We start from the raw sequence: 16,637 nt of genomic DNA on the forward strand, positions 1-16,637 counted from the left end.
AGTCGGAGCACTGGCGGCGATCGGTGTCGAGGTAGCGCGAGACAGGCGCCGGTGCGGCCGTGCACAGCGCCTCCGGCTCGATCCGAGCACCTGGGTACTCGGCTTGAAGCTCGGCCAGGGTCGAGGGAGGTGTGCGCGAGACCGACACGCGCGATCCTTCCGGGCGGGTGATGGTCCAGAGGCGATGGGTGCCTGGGTCCGCGTCGTTGGCGGCAGTCAGGAGTGCCAGCAGATCGGCCTTGTGCTTGCGGATCAACGTGCGAGCATCGTCGGTCAAGGCATCCCTCGGAGTCGCGTGCAGCGCGTTGCCGTGGACTTCCAAGCGGATTCCCACCGAGGAGAGGCGCCCGAGGACTTCAGCGGCGGCGGCCATCAGAACACCTCCGCATCGCAGACTTGCGTCAGTTCGTCGGTTCGATCTGCGTGCGTTAATCCCCCCATACCCCTATGCGAACTAACGCACGCATAGGGGCGTTGGTTTTCGTCGGTTCTGCGTTGGTTCGAACTAACGCGAACTGACGCACGCAAAGAGTCGGCAAGCGACAGGCGTACCCGCTTGTTACGTGATGCCGTCGTGTACTCCTCTTGGTGGATTCTCCCAGACCGCAGCAGTCGGGCCACGCTCTCACGCAGTCGCGCCTTATCTGTCTTGAGATGCTTCGGACATTCGGGATAAACACTAAGGGCGTGCCAGGCGGTCGCCGGGCCTGTCGCGGCAGCGGGTACGGTCTGCCCGGCCTCGTCCGCCGCTCTGAAGCACTCCAGCACCGCGTCGTCGTCCGCGCCTTGAGTGATCGCATCGGCGGCTTCACGGCCTGTGCCGTCCATGTCTGGCATCGGCACACCATGTTCGCCCCAAGAGATCCGGATCGGCTCCTCGCGCTTTTTGCCGACGTTCAGTTTCTCGTGGTGGATCTCATCGTCGATCAAGGCTAGGCGACTGCGCGCGCTGTTGTGCCAGGCGGTCGTCCCCGAGTAGCTATTCCCTCTTCCACCAAAGCGGGCGGCGGCTTTGTCGATGTGCGCTAGAAGGAGAACAGCGCCGTTGTGAGGACGGACCGCGCGAGACAGCCAACGGACGAACCAGCGGACTTGACGACGCTGATTCTCGTCGCCGTCGAAGGCGTCAGAGGCGTTATCGACGATGACCAGATCCGGCTTCTCGGCCTCGATCAACTCCTCAACGGCGGTCCCTTCATAACTCCTTCCGATGCTTTTCACGCCAGCGTCCGAGAACTCGAACACCAGTGGTTCCGCGTCCGATCCGTCAATCACGGTTAGACGCTCGGCGATCATGGCGGGGTCCATGTCGTAAGCCTCGGCAATCCTTTTCAGACGCCACAGCACCAGCTCGGCGCCGTCCTCCATGCTGATGTAGAGCACGCGCCCACGGGTCACAGTCAGATCAGCCCACGGGCGCCCGACGGCGACATGCGCGCCCATCACCAGCCCACAGACCGATTTACCGCTCCCGCCATGCCCTCCAAACAGGGTGAGGTGTTCGCGCGGGATGAACGGAAAGATGATGAACTTGGGCGGCGCCAGTTCGGCGGATGCGATCCTGGAAAGATCGACGCGCCGCAGCTTCGATTGAGGCGGCTCCTGGGGACTATTGGCCGGACCTTGTGCCGAGGTAGATCCTCCAGCGGCGGCTTTCGCGCGACGGGCGGCGGCGACGGTGTACTTGACCGTCCAATCCATCGCGCTCGCGATGTCCCCGCCGCGCTCCTCCAATGATTTCTGACTAATCCCGTTTGCCGGATCACACAGAATCCGCGCAATGGTGTGATCGTCGAAACCGAACTTCACCAGATCCTTGGTGACGGCAAACAGCGCCTTGGAGCGATCCCCACCATAGCTTTCGGCGTCTCCGGTGCGGATGACGTGCATCGTATGGCGCGCCAGGCCGATTGCATCAAGATCAACAGAGGAGAAGTCGGACGGGGCATCGGTCTTGGGTGGCTGGCTCCTCTCCTTGGTGGGAAAGTAGCGCCGCCCTAAGTCGGTCAGGTCGCGGGCCTCGATCGCGAAGGGCGAATCTTCAATATGGTCGCCCGTGATGGTGACGAACCGCTTTTGCTCGTAGAACTCGATCCCGCGCGGGTTGTCGGTTCCATCGAATCCACCGAAGGAGCCGGAGAAGATAATTCGAATCCCGGACAATCCGGGCGACACCTCGGTGTAGCTGTCGGCCTGGGCCATGATGTCGCGCGCCATCTCCGACAGCTCGCCGGTCTGCATGTCGCGGCAGTGGTCGAGATCGACCGCTCCGAGACCGCAGCCAGGCCAAAGGAGCACCCCAAGCCCATTCAGGTTCTTCTGATGGGCGAAGGCATGCGCCTGTTCGAAGGTGCCCGCGAACTTGGGGTTATTGCTCCAGCCGTCTTTTCGTCCGGTGACTGGCGACACCGGAACCTTCCCCGGCTTTTTCCCCTGCTCTCGTTTTATCTCCCATGCGACCCACACGGGCCGCTCGCGCAGTTCGCGCGGGATCTCATGGGCATCGACGACGTAAAGCTCGTAGGGGGTACGCGGCGGGTGAGTATCCACCGAGGGGTGAGGCGCAACCGCTTCGGGCTCGGACTCATCAAACAGATACCCGCATGATTCGCAGTCCGGCCACTCCGCCAGGGCGCCGCATTTCGGACAGGTGCGGGATAGTGAGTCGATGTCGTCGTCAGGCGACCAACCGGGAGGCGGGCCTTGCTCGATCATGCGCGCAGAATCGCCCGCTGCGTCCGCCTCGCCCTCGGTAGAGGTGTCGGACTCGATAGGCCGCGGGGGCGGCTCTGTGGGGCTTGTAGGCGGTTTGGACGCGCCATTCGCGGCCAACTCCTGATCTCGCAGATTCCCCCCTTGCAATGCCCGTGTGATGCGGCCAGGGTTCAAGCCAACCGCGTGAGCGATTTCCGACTGATTCAAACCATGTTCGGCCTTGATCTGCTTAATGAGGTCGGCGGCGGATGCGAGTGTGGGTGGCATCTTGGTACTTGTGCCGGGATCGTTATGCAGCATGGAACACCTCCGGCCATTCGCCCGCGATGAAATCCTCAACCCGTCGCTTCATCTGGCGCAGTAAGTCGCGTTCCTCGGCCTCCTTGGCCTTGTGGGCGTCCACGCTGGTCATGTCATAGACGGACGCCAGTGCATCCTTGGTGATCTGGGTCAGGTCGCGCGGGTGCAGGGCATCAAGTTCGACGGGCGTCTGATCGCCATACTCGGCAAGCCAGGCGCCATAGTTGGGGTCTGTCTCCTTGGCTGCGTCCGGGGATAACGGCAGGCGGTATGCCGCGATCTGTGCCGGGTTCAACGCCACGCGGATGACCTCGACCTCGACCGAATGCCAGTCGGCCATGTTTCGCTGCAATGCCTTGGGGATCGCCACGCCTGACGGGTCCAGGTCGCCGAGATAGAGCAGGATCGGGCGCAGCCGCTTGTGGCCCGCCTGAATGGCGGAAATGACCTTGGGGAAATTGCTCACCGACGGCGCAGCAACCACGGGTAGCCCGGTTGCCATCTGGATCGAAAGCGCGGTACTGACACCCTCGCCAACGATGACGGTGCCCTCGATGGCATCGAGCGGTTGAGCGGCCCAGTAGGCGCCGGTCTTGGTGCCCTTGCCCTTCAGTGCGGCCTTGGTCCCGCTGGCGTCGATCAGCTCCAGACTCACCAGCTCGCCGTTGCGATGCAGGGGCACGACTAGCAGCAAGCCCGTCAGCCGTTTACCGTTGGCCGTCGGGTGATACCCAAGGATCTTGGCGGCGGTGTCCGTCTCGATCTGGCGCAGGTTCTCGGTATTCGCGTCACTAACGCCTTTTCGGTCCAGGTAAGGGTTGCGATCGTCGTCAGTAACGGGATATGCAGCGTCCCAGCCTGCCGCCGCCTTGATCGCGGTCTCGGCTTGCTGACGCGCGATGTCCTCAGCATCCCGAGCCGCCCGCGCGTCGGCTTGACGCTGGCGCTCTGCCAGCTCGGCGGGCGTTGGTGGCGTCGGTCGATCGATGTCCCGCCAGCCGTTCGCCTTGGCCTCACGGAACAGGCTGCCGATCCTGACCTTGCCGCTGGCGTCGATCGATTTCCATACGTCGCGGGCATCGGCGGCGTTGTAGGCGTCCGATCCCTGGGACCAGTCGTCCCAGATGTCGAACCCGGACGCGCCGATCTCGCTCTTGATCGCCATGCCCATCTTGAGCCAGGTGTCGCGATCCTCTGACGGGACGAATGACAGCGCCTCACGGATGCGCTCCTGGTCGTTCGGTGCTGGCGCCTGAAACGCCATCCGCGTCCGGACCTCGGGCGGAGGGGTGTCGAGGTTGACGGCGGGGGCCGAAGCCCCCGGTCCTTGGGGGCTGCTCATCAGTGCGCGCCCTCCTGGGTGTTCAGCTCAGGGCAGCCATCGCGGGCCATGGCGCCGCAGATCGCATCCCACAGGCGATCATCGATGACGCCGTTGCTCCAGGTGTCGGCAAGTGCCTGGAGTCGCGCGGTGTGCGCGGTGTCATGTGACGCGCACTCGACATCAAGCGTGATCGATTCCACCAACGCGGCGACTTGCGCCAGGACATAGAGGGATGCCCATGCCTGACTTGCCTCGGGTGTCGCGTCCATATCGACCACGGCGCCGCGAAGGGTCTCGATAGCGGTGTTGAGCATCGCGCCGGCGGTGTTGATTGCCAGGCTTGTGGGGATGTCTGCGGCAACGGCGAAAAGATGCACATTCGGTCCAAGGACCGGCATTGCCATGAACGGGGTATTGCGGGTTTTCATGTGTCGGAACTCCAAATCGATTGGGAGATCCGACCGCATAGGGCAGCAGAGGCGCGACAGCGGGCAGTGCGGATGCACGGACCCATGGTGTAGAATTGTCCCGCCGGTGCTCGGACTCTAGGCAGTCGGAGCTTTATGCCGGGGACGCCAATCCCCGGTGACGGCGCCTTTCAGCGTCATCTGCGTTACACGATAAGCCTTGAATCGAGTCCTTTGCAACGCCTCGCGAGCCGGTTACTCGCGGGGCGCTTTCGTTTCTGGCCCATCGCTCTGTTCGTTTCGCGCGTCTTTCAGCGCGGATCTGTCTGGATTTGCTGCTCATCTCGCGCGCCCCTAAGCAGCCTGGTCGCGCATTGGGATTTGCTCCCGATTCCCGAGCCAGCGCGCAATGGCCGCTCGACGGTACATCACACTCCGGCCGACCTTGGTCCATGCGGGGCCTCTGCTCTCCGCGCGCCAGCGGGCCAAAGTGCGTTTCGTTACACGTAGCTCTGCGGCGGTCTCGTCGTCAGTCAGGTAGTCGGCGGTGATCGACGTCATTGGTGGTGCCTCCGGTTGGTTTGTGGGACCAATGGCGTCATGATCGCGGCGGGGACTCTGGCGAGTCTTCCCACGGCGGGAATGCCTTTTCCCGCCGTGGTGCGGTCTATTGCTCTAGCCCGTCCTGTTTCAGGGCCTCGCTGATGCGCGCCTCAAGACAACTTCTTCCAAGCGACGTGTACCCGCCCATCAGGTGACCAACGATCCCCGACGGTCCAGAGTCCTTGCCGTGTCCGACTTTGACGCGACCGTCGGAGTGCTTCAGGGAGTGCACGCTTCCATCTGGATGCGAACGCGCGCGCTCGTCCGCCAGGGCCTTACTGAGTGCCGCAACGATGTTGAGGTAGGTCCGGTGCGTCGCCGGTGACGGCTCGTCATCGGGCGGAAATTTGGGCTGTGGTTTTGGGGTTGCGTCCATCCAGGCGTGCTCGATCCCGAGCTGGCGCAGGGCCTTGACGTAAGCGGCGGGCGCGGCTGTCTCGCCCTTGATTCGGCGAAGAGTCGAGGTCAGCTTCGACGCCAGCGGCCGCAAGCCACGCTCTAGGCGGGACGGCAATCGCCAGTCTGGGGCGACCAGATCGGGGTCAATACCGAGCCCGAGCCATCCGGCTTGCTCGGCGGTCCATTGATTGCCATCGAGCCAGTCCGGCGACACCTCGCAGTGATCTTTCCCGAACAACACGCGCGCATGGAAGACGATCTCGCGTGGATCGTCAGGCTTGTAAGTCCGTGGTGGTCGATTCCGCTCGCGCTCTGCTTCTTGCGCTTCCGCTTGGATATTGGTGATAAGCTCTCGCAGGTAATCCATTGCTGGTCCCTCATTTCGCATGAACTGGTAATGGTCGAGCCCCGGTGATTCACGGTCGCCGGGGCTCACTGCTTTATGAACTCCGCTATTGGGCGCCGATTGCCTTCGCGAAGCTCAGGACGTTGCCCTCGGTCGGCTCGACGATACTCAACAGGCGCCGCTCCCACGCCTCCAGGGCGTTGCGGATCTCCAAGGCGTACTTGTGCTGGTTGTAGACGGCGACCACGCCCTCCTGCTTATGGCCGATCACCTTCTCGGCGACTTCCTGAGTGATGCCGATCTCGGATAGGCGGGTACGGCAGGTGCGACGTAGGTCGTGCGGGTGCCAGTGGCCCCAGTCGGGGTGGTCCTTGTTGCTCAGGGCGTCATGGCGGCGATAGAGGGCCTTGGACAATCCTGCCGTGGTCGCGGGCTTGCTTGGACGCTGCTCGAAGACATATCCGCTCGACTCCCATCCGCGACGCTCCGACAAGCGCGAGACCTCCGCTCGTGCTTGCGCCAGCAGATCCATGGCGGTCTCGGTCAGGTGGACGGCGTGCGCGGTCCTGGTCTTGCGCCGCGCGGCTGGAATGCTCCAGACGGCTGCATCCTCGTTGATCTCATCCCAACGCATCCCGCAGACCTCGCCCGGCCGCTGCCCCGTGAGAAGGATCAGCTTCAGGGCGATGGCGGTCAGGCGATGAATCCCGCAGGTCTCTACGTTGAGCCAGAAGGCGCGGATCTCTTCGTTATCGAGGGTCCGTCCGCGATCTACGGTCTTCAGGTTCTTGCTGATGCGCTCAGGCTTGATACCTGCCGCCGGCGATAGCTCGATCAGCTCGCGGTCCTCGGCAAACCCGAACAACATCCTTGAGTAGTTCAGGAGGAGCGCAGCCGCCCTAGGGGCTTCGAGCATCTTTGCCTCGACCACGGCGATGATGTCCTTCCGCTTGATGCTCTTGATCTGGCGCTTACCGATCACGGGCAGCAGGTCGCGCTCCAGGTAGCGGCGGATCTCCTCCCCGCTGGCCAGCTCTCCGAGACGGGCCTTGGCGAATCGCTCCACCAGATCAGCGACGGTCAGTTCGGCGCGGTCCTCCCGGCGCCGCTGCAACGGATCGGCGCCACCATCAACCTCTGCCCTGATCCTCGCGGCCTCCAGGCGCGCAGCGGTCAGACTCCAGGGCGTCGGGTATTCACCGACAGTCTGGATTCGCTCTTGCCCGCTCTTCGCCCGGTAACGCAGGACGAATGCCTTGGTCCCGCTGGCCATGACGCGCAGCCCGAACCCCTTTGGCGCGTCCCGGTGATCGTCCCAGTAGATGCGCTTGCCCTTCGCGGGCGGCTGGATGGTCTTGATGAACCGATCCGAAAGCGTGGTCGGCATGACGCTTTTCCCCCTGGTCAGTTGGTCGGGGCTCAAAATCCGTGCCCCAGTTATGCCACAGTACAGAACTGTACTCGATGGATACCGAGTGTCTTCGGGTGTCAGTTTACTTCTTTGTCTGACCTAGACAAGACAAGGGGTTGTGAGATGGGGCTCAGGAGTTGAGCGGGATCAATAAACAGGCTGGAAACTGCATGGGGTTCAGGTGGTCGGAGGTTCAAATCCTCTCGCCCCGACCAATAAAAACAAGCGGTTAGCTGAGAAATTGGCTAGCCGTTTTTTTGTTTTAGCCGGAAAAAATATTTTGTAGTCGCGTGCGACTTCCGCATGGATGTCCGGCCCATGTCTGGACAACCGATCCGTCATCGATGGCGCATCCGATTGTTCGCCCGATGGGGTCTCTTCCATCGCCCCGCGGCTCATGAAGGGGATTCCAAACGCAATCCGGCCACTCCGCTTCGCCATCCTTCAATCACGGCGTCGCGCATCTCCGGATGGTTCAGGAACCGCTCGCAGGTGTGGATCACCGCCGCCGGATCCTGTCTGTCCCTTCCCCGCAGCGCGCATTCCCAGACGATCAGGACACGCCAGCCGGCCAGACTCAGGGCGCTCAGCGCGCGGCTGTCACGCGCGCGATTCTCCCGGAGCTTGTTCTCCCAGAACTCGCGGCGGGTGGCCGGAGTGGCGGACAGATGACAACCGTGCGCGTGCCAGAAACAGCCATGAATCAGGATCAGCGTCCGGCGTCCGGCGTCCGGCGTCCGGGAAAGACGATGTCGGGCCGGCCGGGCAGTTTGCGATCATGGAGGCGGTAGCGGTAGCCTCGGGCAAAGAGGGCGCGACGAATCAGGATCTCCGGCTTGGTATCGCGCGAACGGATGCGTGACATACAGCGCGAGCGCTGCTCCGGCGTCAACACATCTCCAGACTTCCCCGGCCCACCTCCCGCGCTCATCCCTGCCCGAGCGCCGAGGCCGCGACCAGAATCCGATTGATCCGCGCCAGTTCGCGGCGACAGCGTTCCGTGGGCTTGGCGTCCTGAAAATCCGGGCCGAGCAGACAGAACAGCAGGGCCTTGAAGAGCGGCACATCGTCTCGGGAGGGCGACAGCCCGGCCAGAATGCTGTCCCGATACTCCCGGTTCAGCAGCAGGCGACCGTTCTCCTGGTCCACCCGGAACACCTCCTGGCGGTCGAAGGTCTCCCAGCGCAGGTCGATCCGCTGGGTTGCACTGGGGGATTCCGATTCGGGCGCGAACTGGCTCGCCACGGCCTCCGGAAGTCCAGTGCCGGGGATCGGTGTCCGGCGCCTGAGCGCCTTCGCCTCCCTGGACCGTTGGGCGAAGGTGGCCTGACATGCTTGATGGCAGAGCACAATCCGAGGATTAGCCTGAAAGCAGACCGTCGTAGCTAGGCAGCGAGGACAAGGCCGATGGTCTGGTAAGTACGCGAACACAATGGATGGCTCTTGAACGCAAAGCGGCCGTTCGACAAAGCTAATTGAGTATCGGCGTCGGGCCAAGAGCGTCTCGTGAAAGCTGATCAGTCTGGCAGACAGCTTTCCGTGTAGTCGCATCCAGGCTCTTCGGTACCGATGGCTCATCATCGACTGCACGGTCTCAAAACACTCACGCCACCCGCCGAAACGCCTCGAACCGTTCCGCCAGATAATCCCGATTCGGCCGATCCCCGTCATGGCGAGGAAGGCGGATGGTCTGGCCGTGCAATGCCTTGATCCCCGCCTCCAACGTCGGCCCATCGTGCTGCCCGAGCACGGAGTCGGCGATGACGATCCGCCCGTCCGGGTCGATGCCCAACAGATTTCGATCGTAGGCGGTGTGGTGCAGGATCGACAGACAGATGCCGTTGGTGATATCCGGCTGTCCGCGTTCGTCGCGGTCCGGAATGATGTGGGCGGCTTGCAGCAGTTGCGGGACTGGCAAGCCGGAAACCGAACAGCGCCGATCATAGGCGGACAAGACCAGTTCGCGGAATTCGGCCTGATGCAGACGGACCTTCGCCTCGATTGTGCTGTAGCGGCGTTCGATGGGCGGCGTTGGCTCGCGCGCTTCGGACGGTTGCGCCAACGCATAGTGGCCGGCGGTCTCACGCACTTCGGAGGGCTGCGCCAGCTCGAATTGGCTGCCGATCGCGACGGTACAGAAGAGGTGGCCTGGATTCCATTCCATCAGATAGCAGGGGTAGAGAATCTGATAGAGGCCCGGCACCAGCGCGTAGAAGTAGATCAGAGGCGACTGATCCTCGAACGCCTCGCGCAGACAGGTATTGTCACGGTTACCGGGATCGTCGCCCTGAAATGCGTAGGAAAAATAGCCATCGCCGACGAGTGCGTCATCATAGCGGGCGGTGCGGCCTTTCCGGGGTTTGGTGGTCTTGATGCTGAGGACGCCGCGCGTCATCTGTCTCGGTCGATGAATACCGCGCGCCTTGCCCGCGAGATAAACCCGCTCGCCGTCGAGCTCGAAACCCTCCTGAATCGCCTCCCAGGCAACGGCTCCGTCGTAATCGTGCATGAGCCGCGCGCAGCGTGCAAAGGCCGCCAGACGAATCTCGTGGTCGCGAACAGCCAATCGAATCGGCTCCTTTTCTTGTCGCTGTACGGATCAATGTCGAAAGCGGCGCGGGCGGCCTCCTGAACACTGAACACCAGCCAGGCACAACCATCCGCAGGAGCAGGTTCAGCGCCATCTGTTTGCCTCATGCGCCAGTACCGCCGGCTCATCTCCTTCGTGGTGCCAATGCAGGCCCTAGTCTCCTTGACCGAGGTGTCTCCATTATGCCGCTTGCGTCCCGGACAACCCGCCTCATAATTTGACCGTCATCACGTTTTAGGAACGAGGCGTGCAATGTCTGTCCCCGTCGAATGGCTTTCCGAGGTCATGACCGATCAGGGGTTGATCGAGACGGATCGCCTGGCCGAAGTGCTGCATATCACCAAGACCGAACTTGGCCAGGGCGACCGGGCTGTCCCGTGACGCGGTCTCCAAGCGCGGTCGGCGCGAAGCGCGTCGGACCCAGACGCGGCTGCGCGATACCGTGGAGAGCATCAATCGGGTCACGGGCTGGACCGGTTCGACCGGACGCGCCTTCGCCTGGTTCCGTTCTCAGCCGCTCCCCTCGTTCGGCGACCGGACCGCGGAGGATCTGGTCAAGGAGGGCCGCGCGCAGGCCGTGAAGGATTATCTGTCGCGGATCGCGGAGGGCGGCTACGCGTGACGGACGTACCGCCAACGCGGCCTTTCGTCGGCTTGGTCTATCGCGCCCACAATCCCAGCTGGGCCTTCGCCCCGGCCTCCGGAGAGGGCTGCAAGGCACGGCGGCCGCTTCAATCCGCGAGGAACCCCGGTCCTTTATACCTCGCTCGACCCCAGGACCGCCTGGACGGAGGCCCAGCAGGGTCTGGCGTTCAAGGCTCGGGCCATGACCCTGGTCGGCTATCGCGTGGGCGGCGAGCGGATCGTCGACCTCACCGATCCGGCCCTACTCGCCACCTGCGCCGTCGAGGCCGCCACGCTGGTCTGTCTCCTGGGAGGAACTGGTCTCGCGCGGTCAGACGCCGCCGAGCGGCCTTGCTTCATGGACAGCAAGCCTTGCATGCCGGCCTCATTGTGTCTAACTTCTCGCATCATCCATGAAACATGGACACGAGATATCCATGGACACACGGGCATCATCGGATCTGGAATTGATCGAGGAGGCGGTGGCGCAACTCGCTCGGTTAGACATCACGGCGAACCTCGACGCCCTTGAGCCGCTGGACCGCGCGGACGCCCGCTTACGCCTGCACTGGAGCGGCGGCACGGCGCTGTACCGCGTCGAAGCGAAACGCGGCTTGCGACCAGCGACGCTTGGAGCGGTCGCGCTGCGGCTCAAGGAACTCGGCCCCGACACCCTGCTGGTCACCGATCATGTGTCCCCGCCCTTGGCTGAGCGACTGCGAGACCTCGGCATCCAATTCATCGACAGCGCCGGCAACGCCTTCTTGATCCATCCTGCCTTGCTGATTTGGGTCAAGGGCGAGCGTCCGCCGGAACGCCTTCACCCATCGGCGCCCAGTCGGGCGTTCAAGGCCAGCGGGCTGCGCGTGTTGTTCGCCCTGCTGTCGGTACCGGGATTGGTGGACCAGCCCTATCGAGCCATTGCCGAGCAAGCCGGCGTCGCGCACGGCACGGTGGGCTGGGTGATGGCCGAACTGCCCCGGCTCGGTTTTCTCGCCGAGATCGGAGGCCAGCGCCGGCTCCTCCAACCCGAGCGTCTGCGGCGCCAGTGGGTGGAGGCGTATGCCCGGACCCTGAGGCCAAAATTGCGGTTGCGTATCTTCCAGGCTCCAACCATCCGTTGGTGGCAGGAACTCGATTTCGCGCAGTATGGGCTGGTTCTCGGCGGAGAGGCCGCCGCCGCCAGAATCACCGGCACCATTGAGCCGCAAATGGTGACACTCTACGGGACCAAGGCGGCCTCATTGTTGTTCATGACCAAGCAACCCATGCGATCCGCCCCGGATGGCAATGTCGAGATCCTCAGCCGGTTCTGGGGTTTCGAGCCGACCCCGCCAGAGTTAGCCCCACCGTTGCTGATCTACGCCGATCTCTTGGCGACAGGCGACGCACGCTGTCTCGAAGCGGCCCAGGCGATGGAGGAGCGACTCCTTGATCGATGTGCAGGATAAGGAGGATCTGCGTGCCCTCGGCGACCTCGTCCGAGACCTCCGCGACCACTCCGCCGGGGCCGATTTCATGCTGATCGGTGCGGCGGCAAGGGATCTGTTGCTCCAGCACCATCACGGCGTCGAGCCCCTGCGCAAGACAACGGATGTGGATTTCGCCTTCGCCCTGTCCGATTGGCCGGCCTACATCGCCTTGACAGAGAGGCTGATCGAAAGCGGATGCTTCAAGCCGGACGAGCGGACGCAACACCGTCTCCGCAATCGGATTGGAACCATGGTCGACCTCCTGCCGTTCGGTGGTGTCGAGTCGCCCGAGGCCCAGATCGTCTGGCCGCCACCGGGCGAAACCCTGATGTCCGTGATCGGCTATGCCGAAGCCAACGCGGCCACGGAGAGCGTCATGCTGCCGGGGGCGGTGCCGCTTGCTGTCATCACGATCCCCATGTTCGCGCTACTCAAGCTGTTTGCGTGGGACGATCGTCATTGGGCGCAGCCGCGCAAAGATGCCAGCGATCTGTTGTTCGTGCTCGACCACGCGTTTCGGGTGGCTGGACTGGAACGCTTACACGACGTCGCGCCGGAGCTGCGTGTGGAGGCCGTCGCATTGGTGCGCAAGTGACTGCAGCGGCGCCTTGGTGTACTCCCACCCGTGCTCGATCGGCGTCTCGAGGATCTCAGCGTGGACGAGATCGAAGCGCTGAGCGAGGCCTTGCTCGATTTCAGCGCGCTCGGCGATCTCGAGCAGTGGCTCGAGCAGCCTTGAGCCGCCACGCTCAGCGACGGAGACCCGCTCCATGAGTTTTACACCCGAGCCAACGGGCTACCACAAGACGATCCTGTCGGATCTCCAGGGGGCTTGGTCGATTCTGCGCGATGCCGTGGTGCAGTCAGCGGGCTTTCCCGACTGGGAGCTGGCCTTGTTTCACATCGACGAGGCGATGAGTTGGGAATCGGTGCGGAATCTTGAGGTCATGCGGCAGCGACTGATCCTGGTTCGTAATCGGCTCCGGCACGACGGGGTTCCGGACGACGTCATCGCCTGCCTGGAAGAAGTGAACGCGATGATGGACGAGACGCTTGAGGCCCTGCGAAACGGCGAGATCGACTGATCCTCCATGAGGACGGGGACTCACCCGAGCCGAGACCGACGAGGCTAACCTCCGCTGCGCAGCGGCCCAGCCCCAGGATCCGAATGAGGCTGACGTGAAGATCCAGATTCTCTTCGATCTCCATCTCGAGTTTGACAGAACGGCTCGCCGAGGACCTGCGCCCCGACTTCGACGCTGCGGATCAGATGTGCCGCTATCTGCAATGGCGCGACAACGGTCATTGCAGCAGCACCGGGCGCTGCTTCGACATCGGCGACGCAGCCGCGCTTGCGCGCTTCGATGCGGATGGCGATCCTTTCGCGGGCTCCGCCGCGCGTCGGCCATGAATTGACGACCGGCCGCCAAGACGTGTCCTGCATCCGTCATAGAGCGCTGACCCAGCTGCCGCCAGCATCTCAATGCAGGCGATTCTTGAATCGCAGCGAGACGATGAGCCGCCCGACCAGCATGAAATGAAGCAGCCAGAGGGTATCCTCGGCGACCTCTGTCAGACCCGCATCGCGCAACAACACGGCGCGGATCGCACGCATGAAGTGGATCGCCAGCAGCACCTCGGCGATGGATCGGGCAAGGACCGGCATGCCCTCGGAAGGACACCTGAAGCCGCAGAGCAGGGTCGACGGCAGCCAGATGAACACGGTCATCTAACTCGGGTCGTCTGAGGCGATGACGGGTCGCTGGTAACGTGCGCCCAAGACGGTCTTGCGGTCCATCAGCCAATACACGAGCCCAAGCGCCAGGATCACAGCCGCAGTCGCCAGGATGTACATCGGCTGCAGTTTCTCGAAGTCGAAGATGATGACCTTTCGGGCGATCGCCATCAGGGCCGTCGCGATGACCAGACGCACATGCACGACATCATCCCTGAGGTACAGGGTGATGTTCATGAAGATCTCAATGGCGATCAGCACCGCCAGGAAGGCGCCAAAGGTGACGACGATATCACGCACGCCGAAGTCCTGAACGGCCGGCACGAAGAGTTGACCGTAGAGCGAGTAGGCAACGTCAACCACACCCCAAAGGATGGTGATCACCATCAAGACCGCAAGGACCCGGACCGCGCCGCGTATGATCCGATGAAGGATGTTGATCATGCGGTCCTCTTCGTCCACGCCCAGTTCGCTCTGGCCGATGGTCTTGAGGCGCTGGCGCCGAAAGTGATCCATGAGGCTCTGCACGACGGCGCTCTGCTGACCAAGGTAGTCGGCATTGAAGTCTTTCTCGCTGAAATCCCGCAGCCCCTCGATCTGCCGCAGGTCTCGCTCCGAGACACGCTGGAAGCCCATGCTCCAGTCCGAATACTGACGGTGCTTGATCTCCTTGCGCTGAATCACCTGCATGCCGGTGTGGCGCGGATCCTGCTCGATGATATCGAGCAGTTCGTCGATGACGCGCTCCTCGCCCTCCAAGACCTGCAGGAAGGTCCCGTTGCAATGAAACAGCATCCCGGTGACGCCCCTGCCGGCGTTGTTCTCCCGGCAACTCTGCAACAGGCTCAGCAGAGCTGGCGTCGACATGGGCTCTGTCGCCGAACTGATGTACGTGATCTGGATCATAGGGGTTCTCCGCGGGAAGGCGCTGGCACTGGCTTGCGGGGCGGGGACCGTGGCTGGGTGCGCGGCCCCGGCTGAAGGGTGGTCGTGATCCAGCCCTGGAGGCGCTGGCTGACGTCGGGAGACATGCAGGCAGCGGCTTCAGCGCTGCCGGCGAAGGGCACGCGGGCCTCGTCAGCGGCGACGGGGTGGTCACAGATGCACAGGACGGTCACCGTCTGTGATGCTCATCGGCTGGCGCCGATGATACGCCGATTCTCCCCTACCATTCCTCTGGTGATTGGCGCGCGCTCCTGTGCGGCATAACCTCCCGATTCAATCCCCCGCGCCCAGCCCTTTTCACACGCTGTTCACCTCGGAGCAAATTTAGGGGATCGGGTCGAAACGCTGACCCGAAACGGCATCGCCGCCCGGGTCCATGCCCTTGAGGAACTTGAACAGATCGCTGTCGGTGGACAGGACCAGTGTGGTGTTGTCCGCGATGATGGTCTTGTAGGCCTGCATGGTTCGTGTGAACGCATAGAAGTCCACGGCGTCGGGGCTCTGATTGTAAGCACTGGCATAGATCTCGGTGGCCTTGGCGTCCGCGACCCCGCGGATCTCCTCGACTTGCCGATAGGCCTCGGACTGGATCTTGTTCAGGTCACGCAACCGATTGCCACGGATCCTGGCGGCCTCGCCGTTGCCTTCCGACAGGAAGCGCTCCGCGATCTGTCGGCGTTCGCTGATCATGCGGTCGTAGATCTTCGGGCGCACGCTCTCGTTGTAGTTGATCCGTTTGAAGCGGATATCGAGCAGTTCGATCCCGAACACCTGAACCTTCTCGGCCGCGGCGGTGAAGATCTCCAGCTCGACGAGCTTGCGTCCTTTCTGGATCGGCACCAGTGCCCCCAGATCCCGCTCCGCATCGGTCAGGAGGGCGTCGCGCAGCGGCACGCGGTCCTTGGTGGTGCGGATGATCTCGATCAGTTCATGCTTGGCGACCGCGTTGCGGGTCTCGCTGCCGAGAATGTCGTCCAGGCGCGATTGGGCGCTGCGCTCGTCGCGCAGGCGCAGGAAGTATTGAAGCGGATCGGTGATTCGCCAACGGGCGAACAGATCGACCGAGATGTAGAGCTTGTCCTTGGTCGGCATATCCGAGGGATTGCCGTCCCACTCCAGCACCCGTTTGTCGATCGGATTGACGTCCTGGATGAAGGGCACCTTGAGCTTGAGACCGGCGGAAGTCACGGGCTCACCGACCGGCTTGCCGAACTGGGTGATGATCACCTGCTCGACTTCGCTCACCGTGTAGATCGCGCTGACCGCGACATAGAGACCGATCACAACGACCGCCAAGACCGCGATTGACTTTTTCATGGCCGATCTCCGCTCGGGGAATCCAGATTCAGCAACGGGAGGATGCTGCGCGTCTGTTCGTCGACAATGATCTTGGAGCGGATGCCCGGCATGACCTCCTGCAGGGTCTCGATATAGATGCGGCGGCGCGTGACCTGCGGGGCCTTGCTGTACTCCGCCAGGAGGGCACTGAAGCGTGCCACGTCGCCTTCCGCTTCGTTGATGCGCTTGAGCCGGTAGCCGTCGGCCTCGCGGATGCGTTGATCCTTCTCGCCCTCGGCCAGTGGGATCACCTTGTTGTAATCACGCCGGGCCTCGTTGATCAGCTTCTCTTTCTCCTGCTCACGGCGAATCCGTTCTAACGCACATGGCGGAGCGCCACCCCGGACCATGAAACGGGGCGGTAGCTTGGACGGACGCCAGGAGAGGCAACATATTGCGTCCTGTTGAGCCTCCTACAACAAGTGCGC

23 protein-coding genes are annotated in these 16,637 nt (G+C 63.0%); 8 read left to right on the plus strand and 15 right to left on the minus strand.

Annotation, left to right across the window (positions count from 1 at the left end; translation table 11 throughout):
- From CKO23_RS21050 to CKO23_RS21100, 11 genes are all read right to left on the minus strand, one after another.
- Positions 1–373: hypothetical protein (locus CKO23_RS21050; protein ID WP_200334582.1), on the minus strand; the 373-nt coding region annotated here is incomplete at its 3' end.
- Complete coding sequence (locus CKO23_RS21055) at positions 373–3,015, minus strand: AAA family ATPase (protein ID WP_200334584.1); 2,643 nt, start codon at positions 3,013–3,015, stop codon at positions 373–375. The genes CKO23_RS21055 and CKO23_RS21050, both read right to left, overlap by 1 nt.
- On the minus strand, positions 3,005–4,357 hold the full coding sequence (locus CKO23_RS21060) for a PriCT-2 domain-containing protein (RefSeq protein ID WP_200334598.1): 1,353 nt from the start codon (positions 4,355–4,357) through the stop codon (positions 3,005–3,007). Before CKO23_RS21060 ends, CKO23_RS21055 begins: the two co-directional genes overlap by 11 nt.
- Positions 4,357–4,782 carry a hypothetical protein gene (locus tag CKO23_RS21065; RefSeq protein ID WP_200334600.1) on the minus strand — a complete coding sequence of 142 codons (426 nt, stop codon included), beginning with the start codon at positions 4,780–4,782 and terminating at the stop codon, positions 4,357–4,359. The genes CKO23_RS21060 and CKO23_RS21065 overlap by 1 nt, the downstream gene beginning before the upstream one ends.
- A gap of 318 nt (positions 4,783–5,100) precedes the next feature.
- On the minus strand, positions 5,101–5,307 hold the full coding sequence (locus tag CKO23_RS21070) for a helix-turn-helix transcriptional regulator (RefSeq protein ID WP_200334602.1): 207 nt from the start codon (positions 5,305–5,307) through the stop codon (positions 5,101–5,103).
- A 106-nt stretch (positions 5,308–5,413) separates the two neighbouring features.
- Positions 5,414–6,184, minus strand: a complete 771-nt coding sequence (locus CKO23_RS21075; protein ID WP_200334604.1) for a hypothetical protein — start codon at positions 6,182–6,184, stop codon at positions 5,414–5,416.
- Between the two features lie 16 nt (positions 6,185–6,200).
- Positions 6,201–7,481 (minus strand): tyrosine-type recombinase/integrase, encoded by a 1,281-nt coding sequence (locus CKO23_RS21080; RefSeq protein WP_200334619.1) that lies wholly within the window; start codon positions 7,479–7,481, stop codon positions 6,201–6,203.
- A gap of 201 nt (positions 7,482–7,682) precedes the next feature.
- Positions 7,683–7,889, minus strand: a complete 207-nt coding sequence (locus CKO23_RS21085) for a hypothetical protein (protein ID WP_200334621.1) — start codon at positions 7,887–7,889, stop codon at positions 7,683–7,685.
- 325 nt (positions 7,890–8,214) lie between these two features.
- Positions 8,215–8,370, minus strand: a complete 156-nt coding sequence (locus CKO23_RS25945) for a very short patch repair endonuclease (protein WP_242482618.1) — start codon at positions 8,368–8,370, stop codon at positions 8,215–8,217.
- Positions 8,371–8,432: 62 nt separating this feature from the next.
- Positions 8,433–8,750 carry a hypothetical protein gene (locus CKO23_RS21095; protein WP_200334623.1) on the minus strand — a complete coding sequence of 106 codons (318 nt, stop codon included), beginning with the start codon at positions 8,748–8,750 and terminating at the stop codon, positions 8,433–8,435.
- A 358-nt stretch (positions 8,751–9,108) separates the two neighbouring features.
- Positions 9,109–10,071: an HNH endonuclease gene (locus tag CKO23_RS21100; RefSeq protein ID WP_200334625.1), complete on the minus strand. Its 963-nt coding sequence runs from the start codon at positions 10,069–10,071 to the stop codon at positions 9,109–9,111.
- A gap of 276 nt (positions 10,072–10,347) precedes the next feature.
- Between CKO23_RS21100 and CKO23_RS26440 the strand changes: the two genes are divergently transcribed.
- The 8 genes from CKO23_RS26440 (at position 10,348) to CKO23_RS21135 (ending at position 13,602) form a co-directional block, all read left to right on the plus strand.
- Positions 10,348–10,476: a hypothetical protein gene (locus CKO23_RS26440; RefSeq protein WP_274600249.1), complete on the plus strand. Its 129-nt coding sequence runs from the start codon at positions 10,348–10,350 to the stop codon at positions 10,474–10,476.
- Positions 10,448–10,717 (plus strand): antitoxin Xre/MbcA/ParS toxin-binding domain-containing protein, encoded by a 270-nt coding sequence (locus CKO23_RS21105; RefSeq protein WP_242482619.1) that lies wholly within the window; start codon positions 10,448–10,450, stop codon positions 10,715–10,717. The genes CKO23_RS26440 and CKO23_RS21105 overlap by 29 nt, the downstream gene beginning before the upstream one ends.
- Positions 10,718–10,768: 51 nt before the next feature.
- A complete protein-coding gene (locus CKO23_RS26785) occupies positions 10,769–11,251 on the plus strand; it encodes an RES domain-containing protein (protein ID WP_369408009.1) in 483 nt (160 codons plus the stop codon).
- Positions 11,157–12,170 carry a type IV toxin-antitoxin system AbiEi family antitoxin gene (locus CKO23_RS21115; protein WP_200334627.1) on the plus strand — a complete coding sequence of 338 codons (1,014 nt, stop codon included), beginning with the start codon at positions 11,157–11,159 and terminating at the stop codon, positions 12,168–12,170. The genes CKO23_RS26785 and CKO23_RS21115 overlap by 95 nt, the downstream gene beginning before the upstream one ends.
- Positions 12,151–12,786 (plus strand): hypothetical protein, encoded by a 636-nt coding sequence (locus CKO23_RS21120; RefSeq protein WP_200334629.1) that lies wholly within the window; start codon positions 12,151–12,153, stop codon positions 12,784–12,786. Before CKO23_RS21115 ends, CKO23_RS21120 begins: the two co-directional genes overlap by 20 nt.
- The gene (locus CKO23_RS21125; protein WP_242482620.1) at positions 12,787–12,930 is read left to right on the plus strand and encodes a DUF4351 domain-containing protein; all 144 of its coding nucleotides are present in this window, start codon (positions 12,787–12,789) and stop codon (positions 12,928–12,930) included.
- 31 nt (positions 12,931–12,961) lie between these two features.
- Positions 12,962–13,276 (plus strand): hypothetical protein, encoded by a 315-nt coding sequence (locus CKO23_RS21130; RefSeq protein ID WP_200334633.1) that lies wholly within the window; start codon positions 12,962–12,964, stop codon positions 13,274–13,276.
- Between the two features lie 131 nt (positions 13,277–13,407).
- On the plus strand, positions 13,408–13,602 hold the full coding sequence (locus CKO23_RS21135) for a hypothetical protein (RefSeq protein WP_200334635.1): 195 nt from the start codon (positions 13,408–13,410) through the stop codon (positions 13,600–13,602).
- A gap of 69 nt (positions 13,603–13,671) precedes the next feature.
- On the opposite strand, the gene CKO23_RS21140 is transcribed toward CKO23_RS21135, so the two are convergent.
- From CKO23_RS21140 to CKO23_RS21155, 4 genes are all read right to left on the minus strand, one after another.
- Positions 13,672–13,920 carry a hypothetical protein gene (locus CKO23_RS21140; RefSeq protein ID WP_200334637.1) on the minus strand — a complete coding sequence of 83 codons (249 nt, stop codon included), beginning with the start codon at positions 13,918–13,920 and terminating at the stop codon, positions 13,672–13,674.
- On the minus strand, positions 13,921–14,832 hold the full coding sequence (locus tag CKO23_RS21145; RefSeq protein ID WP_200334639.1) for a phosphate-starvation-inducible PsiE family protein: 912 nt from the start codon (positions 14,830–14,832) through the stop codon (positions 13,921–13,923).
- 363 nt (positions 14,833–15,195) lie between these two features.
- The gene (hflC, locus tag CKO23_RS21150) at positions 15,196–16,188 is read right to left on the minus strand and encodes a protease modulator HflC (protein ID WP_200334648.1); all 993 of its coding nucleotides are present in this window, start codon (positions 16,186–16,188) and stop codon (positions 15,196–15,198) included.
- Complete coding sequence (locus CKO23_RS21155) at positions 16,185–16,559, minus strand: hypothetical protein (RefSeq protein ID WP_200334650.1); 375 nt, start codon at positions 16,557–16,559, stop codon at positions 16,185–16,187. The genes hflC and CKO23_RS21155 overlap by 4 nt, the downstream gene beginning before the upstream one ends.
- Between the last annotated feature and the right edge of the window lie 78 nt (positions 16,560–16,637).

The organism is Thiocystis violacea (genome assembly GCF_016583565.1).
Taxonomy (GTDB): domain Bacteria; phylum Pseudomonadota; class Gammaproteobacteria; order Chromatiales; family Chromatiaceae; genus Thiorhodococcus; species Thiorhodococcus violaceus_A.

Excerpts from the sequence above, each read along its gene's own strand:
- CKO23_RS21130 (WP_200334633.1), top strand. The coding sequence starts at position 12,962 with ATGAGTTTTACACCCGAGCCAACGGGCTACCACAAGACGATCCTGTCG.
- CKO23_RS26440 (WP_274600249.1), top strand. The coding sequence starts at position 10,348 with ATGTCTGTCCCCGTCGAATGGCTTTCCGAGGTCATGACCGATCAGGGG.
- CKO23_RS21115 (WP_200334627.1), top strand. The coding sequence starts at position 11,157 with ATGGACACACGGGCATCATCGGATCTGGAATTGATCGAGGAGGCGGTG.
- hflC (WP_200334648.1), bottom strand. The coding sequence starts at position 16,188 with ATGAAAAAGTCAATCGCGGTCTTGGCGGTCGTTGTGATCGGTCTCTAT.
- CKO23_RS25945 (WP_242482618.1), bottom strand. The coding sequence starts at position 8,370 with ATGTCACGCATCCGTTCGCGCGATACCAAGCCGGAGATCCTGATTCGT.
- CKO23_RS21080 (WP_200334619.1), bottom strand. The coding sequence starts at position 7,481 with ATGCCGACCACGCTTTCGGATCGGTTCATCAAGACCATCCAGCCGCCC.
- CKO23_RS21155 (WP_200334650.1), bottom strand. The coding sequence starts at position 16,559 with ATGGTCCGGGGTGGCGCTCCGCCATGTGCGTTAGAACGGATTCGCCGT.
- CKO23_RS21060 (WP_200334598.1), bottom strand. The coding sequence starts at position 4,357 with ATGAGCAGCCCCCAAGGACCGGGGGCTTCGGCCCCCGCCGTCAACCTC.
- CKO23_RS21140 (WP_200334637.1), bottom strand. The coding sequence starts at position 13,920 with ATGACCGTGTTCATCTGGCTGCCGTCGACCCTGCTCTGCGGCTTCAGG.
- CKO23_RS21145 (WP_200334639.1), bottom strand. The coding sequence starts at position 14,832 with ATGATCCAGATCACGTACATCAGTTCGGCGACAGAGCCCATGTCGACG.
- CKO23_RS21085 (WP_200334621.1), bottom strand. The coding sequence starts at position 7,889 with ATGGAAGAGACCCCATCGGGCGAACAATCGGATGCGCCATCGATGACG.
- CKO23_RS21070 (WP_200334602.1), bottom strand. The coding sequence starts at position 5,307 with ATGACGTCGATCACCGCCGACTACCTGACTGACGACGAGACCGCCGCA.
- CKO23_RS21055 (WP_200334584.1), bottom strand. The coding sequence starts at position 3,015 with ATGCTGCATAACGATCCCGGCACAAGTACCAAGATGCCACCCACACTC.